This is a genomic window from Chitinophaga caseinilytica, from assembly GCF_038396765.1.
In the GTDB taxonomy this organism is placed as follows: domain Bacteria; phylum Bacteroidota; class Bacteroidia; order Chitinophagales; family Chitinophagaceae; genus Chitinophaga; species Chitinophaga caseinilytica.
On the sequence record NZ_CP150096.1, the window covers coordinates 3,624,972 to 3,641,730 of the forward strand.

At 56.0% G+C, this 16,759-nt stretch carries 11 protein-coding genes and 1 tRNA gene; 4 read left to right on the forward strand and 8 right to left on the reverse strand.

Annotated elements, in window-relative coordinates; all coding sequences use genetic code 11:
• Positions 1-6: 6 nt before the first annotated feature.
• Positions 7-1,119, reverse strand: coding sequence for a (Fe-S)-binding protein (locus WJU22_RS14770; RefSeq protein ID WP_341838952.1), 1,113 nt, complete (start codon positions 1,117-1,119; stop codon positions 7-9).
• A gap of 239 nt (positions 1,120-1,358) precedes the next feature.
• Between WJU22_RS14770 and WJU22_RS14775 the strand changes: the two genes are divergently transcribed.
• A complete protein-coding gene (locus WJU22_RS14775; protein WP_341838953.1) occupies positions 1,359-1,856 on the forward strand; it encodes a phosphoribosyltransferase family protein in 498 nt (165 codons plus the stop codon).
• An 11-nt stretch (positions 1,857-1,867) separates the two neighbouring features.
• On the opposite strand, the gene WJU22_RS14780 is transcribed toward WJU22_RS14775, so the two are convergent.
• Both WJU22_RS14780 and WJU22_RS14785 read right to left on the reverse strand, forming a co-directional pair.
• On the reverse strand, positions 1,868-2,698 hold the full coding sequence (locus tag WJU22_RS14780; protein ID WP_341838954.1) for a DUF2279 domain-containing protein: 831 nt from the start codon (positions 2,696-2,698) through the stop codon (positions 1,868-1,870).
• A 119-nt stretch (positions 2,699-2,817) separates the two neighbouring features.
• Positions 2,818-4,539 (reverse strand): phospho-sugar mutase, encoded by a 1,722-nt coding sequence (locus tag WJU22_RS14785; RefSeq protein ID WP_341838955.1) that lies wholly within the window; start codon positions 4,537-4,539, stop codon positions 2,818-2,820.
• 96 nt (positions 4,540-4,635) lie between these two features.
• On the opposite strand from WJU22_RS14785, the gene WJU22_RS14790 reads away from it, so the two are divergent.
• On the forward strand, positions 4,636-5,292 hold the full coding sequence (locus WJU22_RS14790) for a protein-L-isoaspartate(D-aspartate) O-methyltransferase (RefSeq protein WP_341838956.1): 657 nt from the start codon (positions 4,636-4,638) through the stop codon (positions 5,290-5,292).
• 130 nt (positions 5,293-5,422) lie between these two features.
• Here the strand turns inward: WJU22_RS14790 and WJU22_RS14795 are convergent, their stop codons facing one another.
• The 3 genes from WJU22_RS14795 to WJU22_RS14805 all read right to left on the reverse strand — a co-directional run bounded on the left by WJU22_RS14795 (position 5,423) and on the right by WJU22_RS14805 (position 9,173).
• Positions 5,423-7,993, reverse strand: a complete 2,571-nt coding sequence (locus WJU22_RS14795; RefSeq protein WP_341838957.1) for a TonB-dependent receptor domain-containing protein — start codon at positions 7,991-7,993, stop codon at positions 5,423-5,425.
• Positions 7,994-8,437: 444 nt separating this feature from the next.
• Complete coding sequence (locus tag WJU22_RS14800; protein WP_341838958.1) at positions 8,438-9,028, reverse strand: hypothetical protein; 591 nt, start codon at positions 9,026-9,028, stop codon at positions 8,438-8,440.
• 71 nt (positions 9,029-9,099) lie between these two features.
• Positions 9,100-9,173: transfer RNA gene (locus tag WJU22_RS14805), tRNA-His, on the reverse strand.
• Between the two features lie 317 nt (positions 9,174-9,490).
• On the opposite strand from WJU22_RS14805, the gene WJU22_RS14810 reads away from it, so the two are divergent.
• Complete coding sequence (locus tag WJU22_RS14810) at positions 9,491-10,699, forward strand: hypothetical protein (RefSeq protein WP_341838959.1); 1,209 nt, start codon at positions 9,491-9,493, stop codon at positions 10,697-10,699.
• 239 nt (positions 10,700-10,938) lie between these two features.
• Here the strand turns inward: WJU22_RS14810 and WJU22_RS14815 are convergent, their stop codons facing one another.
• On the reverse strand, positions 10,939-13,374 hold the full coding sequence (locus WJU22_RS14815; RefSeq protein ID WP_341838960.1) for an MG2 domain-containing protein: 2,436 nt from the start codon (positions 13,372-13,374) through the stop codon (positions 10,939-10,941).
• Between the two features lie 133 nt (positions 13,375-13,507).
• Here WJU22_RS14815 and WJU22_RS14820 point away from each other — a divergent pair, with 133 nt between their 5' ends.
• Positions 13,508-14,752 (forward strand): NAD(P)/FAD-dependent oxidoreductase, encoded by a 1,245-nt coding sequence (locus WJU22_RS14820; protein ID WP_341838961.1) that lies wholly within the window; start codon positions 13,508-13,510, stop codon positions 14,750-14,752.
• On the opposite strand, the gene WJU22_RS14825 is transcribed toward WJU22_RS14820, so the two are convergent.
• Positions 14,749-16,719 (reverse strand): STN and carboxypeptidase regulatory-like domain-containing protein, encoded by a 1,971-nt coding sequence (locus WJU22_RS14825; protein ID WP_341838962.1) that lies wholly within the window; start codon positions 16,717-16,719, stop codon positions 14,749-14,751. The two genes, WJU22_RS14820 and WJU22_RS14825, sit on opposite strands and share 4 nt — an antisense overlap.
• Between the last annotated feature and the right edge of the window lie 40 nt (positions 16,720-16,759).

Consider the following 16,759-nt stretch of genomic DNA (forward strand, 5'->3'; position numbering starts at 1 on the left):
ATATTTTTAAGCGTGTATCCAGGCGTCCCTTTCGTCGGGCGACGATTTCCAGGGTGCCATGTTGTTTTCGATATTGGAGAACATGAGGGTCCATTCCTGCGGTGCGCTGGATTCCTCCATCACCAGGTGCCTCCGCATCTGGAAGATGATATCCAGCGGGTTGATGCTCACCGGGCATTCCTGTACGCAGGCGCCGCAGCTGGTGCAGGCGCGGAGCTCTTCTTCGGTGATATAATCGCGCAGGAGCGTTTTATCGGCTTCGCCGCGGCCCGCCGCTTCGGCACGGTCGCGCGTTTTCATCATGATGAGGCGCGGGGAAAGGGCTTTGCCGGTTTGCGTGGCGGGACAGGCTGCCGAGCACCGGCCGCATTCCGTGCAGGAAAACGCGTCGAGGAGGTTTTTCCAGGTGAGGTCTTGCACGTCTTTGGCGCCGAATTTCGGCACTTCCGCCGCCGAAGCGTCGGTAGGGGCCAGTTCGGGTTGCATGGCGTACAATACTTCCTGCTGGATGGCGGGCATATTTTCCATCTTCCCGTTCGGCTCCAGCCGCGCAAAATAGGCGTTGGGGAAAGCGAGGATGATGTGCAGGTGCTTGGACCAGGGCAGGTAGTTCAGGAAAGCGAGGATCCCGAGAATGTGGAGCCACCAGGCCCCCCGCTCGATGCCCACCAGTGTGGAATCGGAGAATCCTTCGAACAGGGGCTGGAACATCCCCGTCACCCAAAAACTGCCGGTTTCCGTATAATGCGCCGCTCCGCGCGATTGTAATACCCCATCGGCCGTGTTCATGGTGAGGAACAACAGCATGAGCACGATCTCGGTGATGAGGATGTAATTGGCGTCCGACCGCGGCCACCCGTCGAGGTCGTGGCTGATGAACCGTTTCAGTTTCAGGATGTTGCGGCGGATGAGGAAAATGGCGCAGGAAACCGCCACGAGTACCGCCAGTATTTCGAAGCAGCCGATCAGCACCGGGTAAACAGGCCCGAGCACCGGCGCAAAGATGCGGTGCGTGCCCGCCAGCCCGTCGATCATGATCTCCAGGATCTCGAGGTTGATGATCACGAAGCCCGCATACACGAAGAAGTGCAGCACGGCCACCAAGGGGTTGCGGAACATCTTCTTCTGACCGAAAGCCAGCAGCAGCAGGTTGTTCCAGCGGCGGCCGGGCTGGTCCGTCAGATCAATATCCCTCCCCAGCAGGATGTTGCGGCGGATGCCGGCAGCCCTGCGGCTGAAGAAAAAACGGCAGCGGCCAGGGCTGCGAAAAAGAGCAGTTGCGAAACAATTTGCATATCCTTGATTTGACCGGTTGTTGTCGCAATTTATGTATTTTTACGGCTGAACAATTTTTTAGTATGGAAAATCGGAACGTCATCCTCACCGGGGAAGTAATTGAAAAGAAGATCGAGCGGATCGCGTATGAAATCTACGAGCACAATTACGACGAGCCCTCCATCATCCTCGCGGGCATCTGGGACCGGGGCTCGCTCATCACCCAAAAGATCGCCGACCACCTCCGCCGCATCGCCCCGTTCGATGTGGAAGTAATGGAAATCCGCCTCGATAAGCTGTCGCCCGGCGAAGTAACCCTGTCCAAAACGATCGATTTCAGCGGGAAAGTCATCGTCGTGATCGACGACGTGGCCAATTCCGGCCGCACCATGCTGTACGCCATCAAGCCCTTCCTCGCTTATCTCCCTAAAAAAATACAGACAGCCGTGCTGGTAGACCGCCGGCATAAATCCTTCCCGCTGTCGGTCGACTTCGTCGGATACAGCCTGGCCACTACGCCGCAGAATATGGTAATGGTGGATGTGGAAGGGGAGGAGATCACTTCCGCCTACCTGGTGTAAATTCCTCAGAATTAGAATTGAATGGCATGCGCCCTGAACCTGCCGGCACTGGTGAGTTCCAGCGCAGGAGCGGGTATTTTGATCATATTAAGCGCCTGCAACAGCACTTTGATGCCTTTGCGCCGTGTAGGGATGCGCGTGAGGTCGATATCGGCCGAAAGATAAAACTGGCGCACCCGCCGGATGTGGGAATAATCGGCCTGGTGCCCTTCCGCAACGTCCCACACATTTTCGTATGCGTCAAACAGCCCGTCCGCACCGTACCCGAACGAAATATTGAGCCATTTCGGCAAGCGCGACTCCGGGAAAAAGCGCGACAGGTTCACGGACGCCCAATAGGTTTGTCCGTTATAGTCTTTTAACATCCTTTCCAGCAGGTTCACCCCGTAAATATCGTTGGCGCGCCGCTGCAGCACAGGGTCGGGATAACGATTGGGCGACCAGGAAAACTTCAGCTGCACGCGCTGTTCGTTCCACAACAATTCCTGGCTTACCATCGCCGCGGCGCCGAGCGTATTGGCGGCCATGTCTGACCACGAAAACCCCCAGTTCGCCGAGCCCCCGTCCAGCACCTCGATCACCGACTGGTATGCCAGCCCGCTGAGGCCTCCGTACCAGATCTGCTTTTTGCGCGGCAGGCCGGTCCAGCGCCACAGTTCACGGCTATATTTGGCAAAGAAATAAGTGGTGAAAACATGGCCGGCTTTGTCCATCTGGAGCCATTCGCCGGCATCGTTATAGAAATGGAACTGCCGCCGCGGAAATCCTTTGTACCAATACTCGTTCAGTACCAGCATGGAGCCCGCAGATACAGCAACGGTACCCGCGCTGAGGGCTAGCATCCGGGCTGGAACGGTTGTGTCGGGCCGTTCGAAGAATCCCAGGCGGCTGGCCTCCTGTGCGGATACCGAGCTATATAATAATGTCAGGGTCAGGTGTATCGATACGACCTGGAGGCGCATTACAATTGCATGTCGTTAATGATATTGGTCACCTTCGCGTCGAGGGCCTGTTCCACTCTTTCCAGGTCGGCAACGCTGTCCAGCGATTCATGCACGCTGAAATAGAATTTGATTTTCGGTTCCGTACCGGAAGGGCGTGCCGAAATACGGCTGCCGTCTTCCAGGAGGAATTGCAGTACGTTGGATTTCGGCAGGTCGAGCGGTGTTTTCTCGCCGGAAGCCAGCGTGGTCACGTGTTGCAGTTGGTAGTCGAAAATCTTCACCACGTTGGAGCCGTTGATCACGGCCGGCGGATTTTCGCGGTAGCGCGTCATCATGGCGGCAATTTCTTCGGCGCCTTTCATCCCTTTTTTGGTGATGCTGATGAGCGATTCCTTGTAAAATCCGTAACGGAGATAGATATCGATGAGCTGTTCGTACAGCGAGCGGCCTTCGTTCTTCGCATAAGCTGCCATTTCGCAGATCATGGCTACGGAAGCGATGGCGTCTTTGTCGCGCACATTGTCGCCGATCATATAACCGTACGATTCCTCGCCGCCGCACACGAAATTTTCCGAGCCTTCCTTTCTGCGGATGAGGTCGGCGATCCATTTGAAGCCGGTGAGGGTATTATAGCAGGTGATCTGGTTGCTGGCGGCGAATACGTCGATCAGGTCAGACGTAACGATGGTTTTGCAGATGTAGTCGTTGGGTTTGGACAGCCCTTTGCGCTTGCGCCCTTCCACGATGTAATTGAAGAGCAGCACGGCGGTCTGGTTGCCGTTGAGCAGGATCCATTTGCCGGTGTGGTCTTTGACGGCGATGCCGACGCGGTCGGAATCGGGGTCGGTACCCAGCAGGATGTCTGCATCGATGGCAGCGGCTTTTTTCAGGCCGATGCTCATGGCTTCCGCTTCTTCCGGATTGGGATATACCACGGTCGGGAAGTTACCGTCGGGCTTGGCCTGTTCTTCCACGATATGTACGTTGGTGAACCCGAAGCGCTGGAGGATCTCGGGGACGAGGGTGATGCCGGTGCCGTGGATGGGGGTGTAGACGATCTTGAGATCGTGCTGTTTGGCCACTATTTCAGGATATACGCTGAGGCTTTTGAGCATGTCGAGGTACGCTTCGTCGATCTCTTTGCCGATGAGCGTGATGTTCTGTTCCCAGCCTGTCCATTTCACTTCGCCGATGCCGGAGATTTTTTCCACTTCGGCGATCACGTTTTTATCGTGGGGCGGTACCAGTTGGGCGCCGTCGTTCCAATAAGCCTTATACCCATTGTATTCCCGCGGGTTGTGGGAAGCGGTGAGCACGATGCCGCCCTGGCAGCCCAGGTGGCGGATGGCGAACGAAAGCTCGGGAGTAGGCCGGAGGCTTTCGAAGAGATATACCTTGATCCCGTTGGCGGCCATGACGTTGGCCGCCACTTCCGCGAAAAAGCGGCTGTTGTTGCGGCTGTCGTGCGCGATGGCGATTTTCACGCCTTCGGGGAAAGACTGGTTCAGGTAATTGGCGAAGCCCTGGGTGGCCATGCCCACGGTGTACTTGTTCATGCGGTTGGTACCTACGCCCATGATGCCGCGGAGGCCACCGGTGCCGAATTCCAGGTTACGGTAAAATGCGTCGGTGATCTCGTCCGGGTTTTCCTTGATGAGTTTTTCAACAGTCGATACGGTGTCAGCATCATAGCCTCCGTGAAGCCACTGTTCTGCCTTGCTGAGAATGTTTGCGTCCATGTGTGAATTAACTTTTGAGGGCTTATTGACTAAAAACGGACTGTAAAATAAGGAGAAAAAGGGAATTACGGGGGTAATGGTTATTTTTGCGGTAATATGAGGCGGTACGAAGACAACTACAAACAAAAAGGACTACGCAGACAATTGGTTGACAACATCAGAAAGAAAGGTATTACGGACGAGAACGTACTGGCGGCCATCAACAACATCCCCCGGCATTATTTCCTGGACACCGCGTTCGAAGGGATCGCGTATGAAGACAGGGCATTCCCGATCGGGGAAGGGCAAACGATCTCGCAGCCCTATACGGTGGCTTACCAGTCGCAACTCCTGGAAGTAAAACCCTTTGAGAAGATCCTCGAGATCGGCACCGGAAGCGCCTACCAGGCCTGTGTGCTGGGAGAACTGAAAGCGAACGTCTACACCATCGAACGGCAGAAAAAACTGTTCGACCTGGTGAAATCATTTCCCTTCAAATCAAAATATCCCACCCTCCGGTTTTTTTATGGGGACGGATATGAAGGGTTGCCCACCTATGCCCCGTTCGACAAAGTGCTCGTAACGGCGGCGGCTCCACAAATCCCCGAAAAACTGCTCAAACAGCTCAAGATCGGCGGCAAAATGGTGATCCCCGTCGGCGGCGGCGATGTGCAGCGCATGTTGCGCATCACCAAAGTGGCGGAAGACCAGTTCGAGGAAGAGATTTTCGACAATTTCTCCTTCGTGCCCATGCTGGCCGGCAAAAACAGTTGAGCCGAAAAGGAATTCATGAAAAAAGGCTGACTATCTCCCGGGAGCGTCAGCCTTTTTTCATGCCCCAAAAGAAAGCCGTCCCGCAATGGGACGGCTTCTTCATGTTTATCAGATTGTTGTAGAGACGGGATCAGAACCCTCCCTGACCGCCTTCCATCTGCATACCTTCCGCGCTGGAGCGGTTGTTGCGGCGTTTGAACAGGTTAGTGTCCATTTTGCCGAAACGGTAGGAGAAGTTGAGGCGCAGGATGCGGGATTCGCGCTTGCGCAGCATGTATTGCGAGAAGAACATCGACGACTGGTCGAGCTCGAACTGGCGGGTGTTGAACACGTCGCTGAGCGCCAGCGTAACGGACGCCGCCCTGTTCTTCAGGAAATCCTTTTTAAGCGCCAGGTCTACCGCGCTGAGGCCCTTGATGGTGCCCTGTGCGGAAGTGGGGATCATGCCCATGGGGCCTCCGCCGCCACGTCCGCCGCCGCCGCCACCGCCGCTTCCCTGCGGGATCGTGATCGCGGGGGCCTGGTAGTTGGCCGTTACCTGGAACGTGAAATTATACGGCAATTTGGTCTCGGAATTGATCTTCGCCAGCCAGCTGAAACCGCGGTTGGTATAGGATTCCTTGTCGTTGTGGACCTGCAGTTCCGTTTGGTACAGGTTCACGTTGGTGGTAATATCCCATCCTTTCACGATCTGGTTCTTCACCGTTATTTCCGCGCCGTAGCTGAAGTTCTTGTTCGCGTTCACGAAAGTGGTCAGCAGCGTGTCGTTACCGGCCGAGATCGGGGTATTGAGCGTGCTGATGAGGTTATTGGTATTGCGATAGTACAGGGAACCGAGGATGTTGTGGTTGTTCCATTGCTTCATGTAGCTGAATTCCAGCGAATTGGTGTATTCGGGCTTCAGGTTGGGGTTGCCTTCGCGGTGGTTCAGCGGATCGCTGAAGTCGCGGTAAGGCACCAGCTGGAAGAAGTTGGGACGGTTCACGCGGCGGGAATAGTTCAACTGCAATTCCTGCTCTTTCGGCAGCTTGTAGGAAAAATACGCGCTGGGAAACAGGCCGGGAACGGCTTTCGTGGGCTTGAACTCTTTGTTCTCGCTCGGGATCTCGCCGGAGTATACGTATTGTTCCGCACGCAAACCCAGCTGGTAGCCGAAGTTTTTAACGGTATTGGAATAGTTCACGTACGCGCCGTAAATCTGCTCCTTGTATTTGTAGTCGTTGGAAAGGGCGTCTGCATGCTGCCCGTTCTCGAACACATCGTAAATGCTTTTATAGTTGCGGAAAGTCCCCTTCAAGCCGGTCTCGAACTTGCCGGTTTTGCCCATCGGGTCTACGTAGTCCGCCTGGAAGGAGTAGAAGTCGGTATTGCCATTTCCGCTGTTCGACTGAATGTAAGGATCGCCCGCCGGTTCACCCGCAAGGTTTTGCGGATAGGTGGCGAAGCCGCCGCTGCGGTCGTTCTTGCTTTTGTTCATGGACACGTCGGCCGTCAGTTCCTTGTTGGGCTCAGCGAACAGGTGCTTGAAACCGAGCGTGGTGGTGTAGTTGTTGAAGCCGAACTTGCTGTCGGTGATGCGGTTGTTGCGGCTTGTCAATCCCTTGTTTTCATTGAGGTACTGGCTGCCGAGCTCGTCGTGGTTTTTGAACGATCCGCCCACGATGTTCTGGGAGAGCGACAACGTATTGCGGTTGTCGAGGAAATAGTCTACGCCGATGCGGCCGAACTGGAACTTGCCGCCGCCGTAGCTGTCGGACGTTTGGTTAATAAAGCTTTGCGGCGTGGTGGCGGTAGCAAAGTTTTCGCGCTCGGTAATGCCTTCTCCCCAGTTGCGGTTCATGTTCAGGTTGTAGTTGGCAGACACGTTCCATTTGCCCTGGCGCGCGGCGATGTTGCCGCCCAGGTTGTATTTGTCGTTCGTGCCGATGCCGCCCTGGATCTGGCCGTTAAAGCCGGCTTTCTTGTTCTTTTTGAGGACGATGTTGATGATGCCGCTCATGCCTTCCGCGTCGTACCGGGCGGAGGGGTTGGTGATCAGTTCCACGCTTTCGATGGCGTCTGCCGGGATCTGGTCGAGGGTGAGGGTGCTGGGCTTTCCGTCCACGAAGATATTGGGCGAAGAGTTGCGGACCTGCACATTCCCGTCGATATCCACGTTCACGGAGGGCACGCTTTTCAGCACGTCGGTGGCCGTTCCGCCTACGGAAGTGAGGTTTCGGTCTACGTTGAACACTTTTTTATCGATCGCCATCTGGAAGGCCGACCGCTGGCCGGTTACCTCCACTTCGCTGAGGGCTTTTACGTTGGGCTCGAGGCGGATGTTGCCCAGATCCTGCGCCATGGTTTGCGGGGTAACGGTCACCTTTTTGAAAAGGGTGGTGTATCCCATGAAATTGACGCGGATGATGTAGGGGCCGAAGGCGACGTTGTCCAGGCTGAAATCGCCGTTGCCTTTGCTGAGCATGCCGGTTACAACGGAGGAGTCGCGCTGGCGGAGGAGCGCCACGGATGCATATTCGACGGGTTGTTTCGTTTTGGCGTCTATCAGTTTGCCGTAAATCTGGCCGATGGCGGGTGCCTGGCCGCCGGGTCGTTGCTGGCCGCCTGCGCCTGCGGGGCGACCGCCGGCGGGAGGGGCCTGGGCAATGGATTGAAGCTGGAAAAGGAACAGACCTGCGAGGAGGACGTATACTTTTTTCATTGGAAGCATTGATGTCTTGATTAGCTGGAAATTAGACGCTCTTTTTGAAATGAACTTGCACGGGTGTGTAAAGTTTACACGAATAAGGGAACAACGGTCGATTGGCAGGATGAAATGGATGGGGAGCGGATGGATTTTGGGCGGAAAAGGTGGTGGGACATGAAATTCCGTTTCATATGTCCTGCAATTACATCGGCCGTTCTAAAATGCCTGTAGTACGGTTATAGTACGGTATCCCTACTGTATCTGTACTGTATCCCTACTGTATCTCTATGTAGAAGCCCGGGCGGTGGTCCTGCTATAGGTTTACACCTGGCGAAAAAAATGCTGTAATTGGCTTACCGTGTTCAGATGCAGTCCTGTTTGTGGTTGGACTGATTTACGGCAAAAGACGGTCTTACCCGCCCATAAGCTTGTTTTGGGAGTATGTAAACCAATTCCGGATCAGGCGGCCATTGCGATCCAGAGCTGGAGGAGGCCGATAACGAGCCCGATCCCTGCGCCCAGGAGCCCCATGGCGGTGAAGGCGCCACCCATTCTTTCGCGGAGGCCGGCTTCCACTTTTTCGCTGGCGATGCCGGCAATCTTGTTGGAAACGATGGCGGAAAGGTCGAGATCCGCTTGTGCTTTATCGAGGAACTGGCCGATGAGCTTGGGGAAGAGGAGGTCGAGCTCGGCGGCGAGGGTGGTCTTGATCTGATTGATGGTGCTGTCGCCGATGAACATGGAGATCATGGGCATGGCTTGCGGCAGCTTGTTGCGGAGGAAGTGGTCGAGATGTTCTTCGACTACGGGTTTGAGTGCGCTGATCTTTTCCGGGTCGGTGAGTTTGGTGCGGATATCGTCGAAGGAAACGAACTGGGAAACGGCGTTGCCGACGGCCTGTGCGATCTGTTGCTGGCGTTTCGGGAAAGCGCCCTGGAGGGTGAAGAGGCCCAGGTTCAGGGGGTTCGCGGGGCGGAAAAGGAGCCAGAGTGCGGCGCGGTTCACGAACCAGCCGGTGAACGCAGTCAGTAACGGAATAAGATACAGCATAACCATTTCCTTTTTAATTCGGGAGTTGCGCAAATAAAAAAAGGCCTCCGTTTCGGGAGACCTTTTTTTCGGGTGGATGAGGGGTCTCGAACCCCCGACCCTCAGAACCACAATCTGATGCTCTAACCAACTGAGCTACAACCACCGTGTTGTTTGTTTTGCGGAGTGCAAAGGTAATAATTTTCCCTTCTAACTTCCAAACATTTTCGCGGAAATCTTTAACAAATTTTGTTTTCAATCATACAATTCTAATCCCTTGATCCCGAATACCCTAACATATAAGACAAATCAGGAACCCGATAAGATGGGTTTATCCCCACGATTTCCACAAAAATTGGCGTATATTTGCTGCTCGCAATTCACCCGAAAACTTACTAGCCCAGCATGCGAAGTGCTGGGCTTTTTGTTTTTATGAATGAAGGAATAATTATATATCTGACTGAAACACAACACAATATGCATATGGATCAGCTAAAATTGAAATTGCAGGAGTATTACCAGAACTACCGGAAGCTAGACAAACAGCCGAAGGAACAGGCCGCGCCCAAAGGCACCGGCACCGTTCACGACCTGGAGAGCGACATCCTCACCCAATTCGGCCTGCCCGTTTCCAAAAGATTCGTGCAGATTCTGCATGATTTTGTGAACCACGGCACGGTCAACGACCAGCTGCTGGATTACGTATCCCGGAAACTGCGCACCGCCGCAAGGAAATATTTACTGTCTCCCGTCATGAGCGATCTCGATCAGCTCAACCAGGCGATGGAACAAAAACGCAGTCCGTTCGACGTACTGCCCGAGCTCGGCTACCCCGCGCACGATTACGCCGTGTTCCTCATCGGCGAACTGCTGTACCGCCGCAACATGCCCGCCCAGGATATCCTCGACGAGCTCCAGCAGGTACAGGTGCACAATAGCTGGGAAGACCTAATCGTACTGTCCAAAATCAGCAATTACAGCAGTCATGAACTGTACGCCAAACTGAAAAAGTACCAGCTCCGGTTCGTGGACGACTTCATCCAGCACATCCACCGCCAGGAAACCACCCGCCCCGCAGCCCGCAAAAGACTGTCGCCCGCGGAAGAAGGCTACAAGCCCAATTATAAAACGATCTCCAAAGTGCTCGTGGAAGACATCGTGTTCGACGATAAAACCACCCCGAGCCTCTTCGGAAAACAGAAATCAGGTAGCCGCTACACCCGTATCACCATCGGACTGGAGTTCTCCGAGCTCAACCAGCTCCTCATGGCCAGCGGCGAGCTCGGCACGCAGATCAGCAACGCCATCAAGAAACGCCTCACCAATCCCGCCAGCGCAAAACCCCTCGTGATCGACATCAAAGCCGAATTCGGGGAACCGCTGAAACTGGACAACGTTTATCTGGAGGTATATAAACCGCAACACCAGGAAAACGGCAAGTGGGCGGAAGACAAGGACCCGTTCTATTTCGTAGACAAGATCCTGTCCAAAAAGGAATTCGAAAAGAAAGCCAAGGAAGCCGAAGTGAAAACCAAGATCCAGGAATGCCTGGAACTGATCGGCGGCTCCTATGTATATTATCAGCGCCTCCGCCGCCTCGGCATCACCGAAGACGAAGCCAAGCTTCGCGCCGGGCTGCAAGACGAGCTGCTGTATAAGTTGAGCTACTACCTCAACAAACTGAAAGATTAACCTGATTTTTCATAATGCGATCCTTTCTGCGTGAACAGAGAAGAGCCTCCCGTCCCGGGAGGCTTTTTTATTGGCAACCGGTACCGTCCGCTCCGCGTGAACGGCGGCGCACCTCCTCCGGGATGTTCTTTTATTGGCAACCGGCCCGGGCCGCATAAAAAAAGCCCCGGCATTCCGCCGGGGCCATGTATTGCTTTCCCGAATGTTCCCGGCCGGTTTGCCGGAAACGGTTGTAATTGTTAGAAGTTTTTCTCCACCCTGCCTACGCGGCCGAATTGGTCCATCGACTCAACAACCACGCGGAAATTCTTCGTCTGGTCGTTGTTGTAGAAGATCATCCGGGCTGTATGGCTGATGGTATCTACCACCAGGTTCGGGTTCCAGTAGAGCGTGAGGCGCTTGTCGGGCAGCTCGTGCTGGGCTTTTTTCACGGAGTAGTCCGGGCTGTAGAATTCCTTGATGATGCGGTAACCGCCTTTCTTCAGGAGCTCCAGTTTTTTGGCGTTCGGGTCAGGACGGGAATCGCCGCCCTTGCGCGTCCAGATGGCGATGGCACCGTTGGCGCCGCCGAAACCGCCCATGAACGGGGGGCGGAACACCTTGATGAGGGCAACATCGGCCATGGGAATGTTAGCCACCGTGCCCACATCCACGGGCATCTGGTCGAGGAACACGCCGGGAGCGCCGCCGCGCCAGCTGAGGCTCGGGTTGCTCATGTCTCCCTGGATCTGTAAACCGGGCACGCGGGCCTGGAGGTATTGGAACACGTTGAAATTCGTGGGCGTTTCGTTGGTCAGGTCGAAGGTATAGCCGTTATCGCTGCTGAACATCCCGCTCGCGTAGCGCGACGATGTGGTTTGTTCGGCCGAGGGCTTTTTGGCGTTTACGTCCACCGTTTTCAGCTGGATCGTCCGGTTGGTGATCATCCGGTTTACGCTGTTGCCTTCCATGACGGTGGCGAGGTAATTTTTCAGGATCCGGTTATCCATCGGTGGCGGCGGCAGCAACGGAATGGGCGTTTTCACCGGCGCGTACACGTCAAAGAAATGCCGGTCGAATTCCACCACCACTTCGCGGTTTTGCTTGGTATCCCGCTGGCCCTGGAAATAGAAGAGGGCCGTATCGCCGAAAACGAGATTGTTGAGCGCGAACGTGCCGTTTGGCTGGATGGGCGCCATGAGGAAGCTCTGCGTACTGTCTCTCGGAATGCGGATGAGGAAATTGACGTTCCCGCCCTGCAAAGGCTGCCGCGCGGGCGTCATGGCTTTACCGGTGATGGTAACGCCCTGCTCGTACGGGTATTTGATGGTGGGGAATTTATCCTGCAGGATTTCCTGCCAGCTGAACCTGCGCCACCCGTTCGTCATCATCACCAGGTCGAGCGCCTGGGCCGCTTTTGCGCTGGTATCCCGGAAATAATAGAAGGGATTGTGCACATAACCTTTGAGATCGGACGTGAGGAAGGTATGGCTCATGATGTTGTTGGCGTAAGGGTCGTAGGCCACCTGGTCGGCATCGGTGATGGATGCGGAAATGCGGCCGCGCATGGAATCGGGGACCTGCAGCACCAGTTCCGTACGTTGGCGGGGCCCTTTGTTCAGCTCCTGGGGGTCGAGGAAAAACTCCAGCGAATCGGTTTTCCCTTTCACATATACGATGCGCTCGGTGAGCGGCGTGCCTTTGTTGTCGAACACGGTCAGTTGCATGATGCCGGAAGGGAGGTTGGTAGCAGGGATAAGCCCGCTCACTTTGCCTTCGGCCACATTCAGATCGGCCTTGTAAATCACCTGGTTATGCATCTGCGCGATGAGGAGCATGTCGTTTTGCGAAGCTTCGAGGTTATTGAAGCCGGTCAGGTAGAAGATGCGCGCGCCGCGGTTATAAACTTTGAGGGCAATGCCGGAAGGCTTGACAGCGGGGAGGTCGAACGATTTTTGCTGTCCGCCTGCATTGGTGACCACCGCTTTATAGGTTTCGCCTGCTGCGGGTTTCAGTTCGAAGCTCCCCATGCCGTCGTGCAACGTTTCGATGACCGCTACCTGTGCGCCTTTGGAGTCTTTCACGACCCCGGCCACCTTGGCAGGGTACCCGTTTTCATCGATGGCTTTGAAGGCTACGGCACTGCTCACGTCGGTGATGAGGTCGCCGCCTTCGGGGAAGAACTGAACGGAATATTCCTTAGGTGCGGCCGCTTCGCCGGCTTTGCCGGTTTTGGGGTCGAACACCTGGATGTTTTTAAAGAACATGAAGGTGGTATCGAAGTTCAGCATCCAGGCAGTGTAGGCGCGGAGCTGGTAGAGACCGGGCTTGGTGTTTTCCGGTAGCGAGAATTCGCCCGACGCGCCGCCGTCGTACACGAGAAGGAGCTCCTTCTGCACGATGGCCCCTTTCGCATCGCGGAGCTCGGCGTAGAGGTTACGGGCGCCGTAGGCGGGAAGGTCGTTCAGGGTCACATACCCCGAGAACCAGATCGTTTCCCCGGCAGCGTAATAATCCTTGTCCAGGTGCAGATACACCTTTTCCTGCGGGTAATTATTGATGAATTTTTCTAAAGCCTGAATGATGCGTTCTGTCCAGTCGTCGGGTTTGGCGAAGCCCGAAGCGCCCCAGAAGCAAAGGCCGAGAAGACCGGCTACCATTAGCTTGCGGAGCTTTTTCAGGGATGTTTGTTGCATGGATTGCGGATCGTTTAATGTACCAAGATAATCAATTACGAATAATTAGTAGGGCGGGCGCCTGTTTTTTTAACATTTCGTTTTTGGTGGTTTATTGCGAAATTCGCCGCCGGTAGACCGGCAAATTATGAATATGGAACATGCTCAATCGGAAAAGGCGGACCTGGTGGTGACCGGCGGCGGCGCTGCAGGATTTTTCTGCGCGGTGAACGCCGCGAGGTTGCATCCCGGTAAAAAGGTCGTGCTGTTGGAGAAAACGGGCAAGCTGCTGTCGAAAGTGAAAGTGTCCGGCGGCGGCCGCTGTAATGTGACGCATGCGCTGGATAGCGTGTCTGAACTGGTGAAGCGATATCCCCGCGGCGGCAATTTTCTGAAGAAATCCTTTTCCCGGTTCTTCGTCCCCGATACGATCGGCTGGTATGCTGAACGTGGCGTGACGCTGAAAACGGAAGCCGATGGAAGGATGTTCCCCGATTCCGACGATTCCCAGACTATTATCGACTGCCTGCTCCGCGAGGCCGACCGCCATCGCGTGCAGGTCCGCCGGCATGCAGAGGCCCAGTCACTGGAACGGGTAAACGGAGCATGGAAGATCACCATCGCCGGCGGCGCTACCATCACGGCTCCGAACGTCTGCATCGCGGCGGGCGGGTATGCGTCTGCCGATAAATTCGCTTATCTCACGGCTTTGGGCCATACCATCGAGCCCCCCGCGCCGTCGCTCTTCACGTTCAACATGCCGGGCAACCCGGTCACGGGCCTCATGGGCGTGTCCGTTCTCGAAGCCGCCGTTCGCATCGCCGGCAGCAAACTGGCGGAGAAGGGCCCGTTGCTGATCACCCATTGGGGGATGAGCGGCCCGGCCGTACTGCGGCTGTCTGCCTGGGGCGCGCGCTACCTGCAGGAGCAGCAATATAAATTTACACTGATCGTCAACTGGCTGCCCGATATGAACGAAAATGCCCTGCGCGACGCCTGGCCGCAATGGCGGCAGGAACTGGGAAAACAACAGACCGGCACCCGCAACCCGTTCGGGCTCCCGTCGCGGCTATGGCTATTTTTGCTCGCCGAAGCCGGTATCCCCGAATCCACGCGATGGGCGGAAATTCCCGCGAAAGAGCAAAACCGGCTCATCCGGCTGCTCACGGCCATGGAGTTCCCGGTGTCGGGGAAAACGACGTTCAAGGAGGAGTTCGTGACCTGCGGCGGCATCCGCCTGTCGGAAATAGACCCGCTCACCATGCAAAGCCGAGTGGTGCCGGGGTTATATTTTGCAGGAGAAGTGATGGATGTGGACGGGATCACCGGCGGGTTCAATTTCCAGCACGCCTGGACGAGCGGCTGGATCGCCGCGCATCTCGAAGGAGCAGGGCATTAGAAAAAGCTCAGCCCCGCCTGCCAGCCCAGCCATCCCGCGCGGCCTTCGGCCGACGAAAAGCCGGGATATCCCTTCCATGGCTTGTCTACGATCAGTTTGTTATCGTCCATGAACGTAAACGCCGGTCCGCCGTATACCGTCACCCAATTGCCCAGCCGCACCCTGAGAGAAGGGGAGGCGCGCCAGGCCTGGGCCAGCGATTTCCAGCCGTTATCGAAAAAGTTCAGTTGCGACACGTCCGTGTTCATCGATAATCTTCCTTTCAGTTTCCATTCGCCGCCGAAACCCAGCCCCAGGTAATGCATGCCGTTGCGCGCACCGCCGGAAAGAATGGAGTAAAAGCCCCTCCGGCCGCTTTTGAACTGCAGGTTGGCGGGCATCAGGTCGCTGGAGAACGTCTCCAGCCGGTAATACCCTTTTTTCTTCACGATGGTGACCAGCCCGAAAGCCACACCGTCGGAGCTGTCGGCGATATTGACCAGCCCGAACTGCACGCCGCGGTTATACCCGACGCTGTTGCCGAAGAACGACAGCTGCAGGCCGCGCATCGTATCGCGGGCATGGTTCCAGCCGCCGGTGATCTGCAGGCCGTGGCCGCTGCCGTGATGCTGGTTGAACAGCCCCGAAATCTGGATGCCCGGCGCGATGCCGCCGGGGGCCCTGTCTGCCGTATCTTTTACGGGATGTTTGAGATCGATTTTGCCTGCGGCGTGATTGATGAGCCCTGCGATCTGCAGGCCTTTCATTTCCTTGGTGTAATTGATGAGCCCCGTGATCTGCGCGCCTTCGGAATTGCCGCGCACGCGGTTGATGAGGCCGCTGACCTGGATACCGTTGAGGTGCCCGCCGCTGTGGTTCATCAGCCCGCTGATCTGTGCGCCCGTTACATCGCCCACGATATTGTTGTGCAGGCCGGCGATCTGGATGCCTTTCACGGAATCCATGGCACGGTTGAAGATCCCCGAAATCTGGGCGCCCATGAGCCAGCCGTCGGCGATATTGCTGATGCCGCCTATCTGCGCCCCTTCCACGAATTCCATGTTCCGGTTAAAGATGCCGGCCACCTGCACCCCGCGTACCGAGCCGCCCACGAGGTTGAAAATGCCCGCCACCTGCGCGTATTGCGCATTGCCTTTGTTGATATTGAAGCCCCCGGCGATTTCCAGGCCATCGAGCCCGGCAGAATAGCCGCCAACGAGGTTGAGGGAGAATTTATTGACCACCTGGCCGGCCATCTTGCCGTGGGAGCCGAGCGACGGTACGAGCGACGATTGCACCGGCTTTTCCGCGAAGAACTTGCCGATATTGCGGGTTTGCCGGCGAAGGTTTTCGCTCAGCAGGCGGCTGCCCAGCCAGGTTTTGTCTACCTTGTCCGACACGGTGAATTCCCGCAATTTAACCGGCATGGCCGGCGAAATGGCGATGGAGATCTCCCGGTCGAAGCCGGGCATGACGTACAGCATCGTATCGATGTAAAACTCCTTGCTGACCGTTATCTGGATGGAAGGCTGCTTCCCCTTGTCTTTCAGCCGCAGGTGGAAATAGCCGTCGGTATTGGTGAAGGCGCTCATGAGGTCGGAACGTTCGTAGATACTGGCGTTCACGATCATATTGCCGTTGTATTTGTCGCGCACGTAGCCGCTGATGGTGTAAAACCGTTCCCGGGCGCCTTCGGCGGCGTTGAGGATGATGTGCCCGTCTACCACCGAATACCGGATACGGCCCTGGAAGAGCTGGTCGAGCACCTGGCGGATGGGTTTCCGCTGCACGGTGAGGCTCACGAGGCTGTCGCCCCTGAAAGGCCTGCCGGCGTAGGAAAAGCTGAGGCCCGATTGGGCGGTGATTTTGGACAGCACGGAATCTACCGGCCAGTTAACGGCCCGGAAGGAAACGGTTTGCTGGAGTTGTTGCTGCGCCATCAGGCAGCAGGGCCAGAGGAGCAGGGCGATGAGACAGTTACGGAACAAGTTGGAGCAGGGTTTGAACATGGCGGACGCCGGCCTCCTT

Coding starts and splice junctions, on each gene's coding strand:
- WJU22_RS14810 (WP_341838959.1), top strand. CDS start 9,491: ATGGATCAGCTAAAATTGAAATTGCAGGAGTATTACCAGAACTACCGG.
- WJU22_RS14780 (WP_341838954.1), bottom strand. CDS start 2,698: ATGCTAGCCCTCAGCGCGGGTACCGTTGCTGTATCTGCGGGCTCCATG.
- WJU22_RS14820 (WP_341838961.1), top strand. CDS start 13,508: ATGGAACATGCTCAATCGGAAAAGGCGGACCTGGTGGTGACCGGCGGC.
- WJU22_RS14785 (WP_341838955.1), bottom strand. CDS start 4,539: ATGGACGCAAACATTCTCAGCAAGGCAGAACAGTGGCTTCACGGAGGC.
- WJU22_RS14770 (WP_341838952.1), bottom strand. CDS start 1,119: ATGTTCCGCAACCCCTTGGTGGCCGTGCTGCACTTCTTCGTGTATGCG.
- WJU22_RS14800 (WP_341838958.1), bottom strand. CDS start 9,028: ATGCTGTATCTTATTCCGTTACTGACTGCGTTCACCGGCTGGTTCGTG.
- WJU22_RS14795 (WP_341838957.1), bottom strand. CDS start 7,993: ATGAAAAAAGTATACGTCCTCCTCGCAGGTCTGTTCCTTTTCCAGCTT.
- WJU22_RS14790 (WP_341838956.1), top strand. CDS start 4,636: ATGAGGCGGTACGAAGACAACTACAAACAAAAAGGACTACGCAGACAA.
- WJU22_RS14775 (WP_341838953.1), top strand. CDS start 1,359: ATGGAAAATCGGAACGTCATCCTCACCGGGGAAGTAATTGAAAAGAAG.
- WJU22_RS14815 (WP_341838960.1), bottom strand. CDS start 13,374: ATGCAACAAACATCCCTGAAAAAGCTCCGCAAGCTAATGGTAGCCGGT.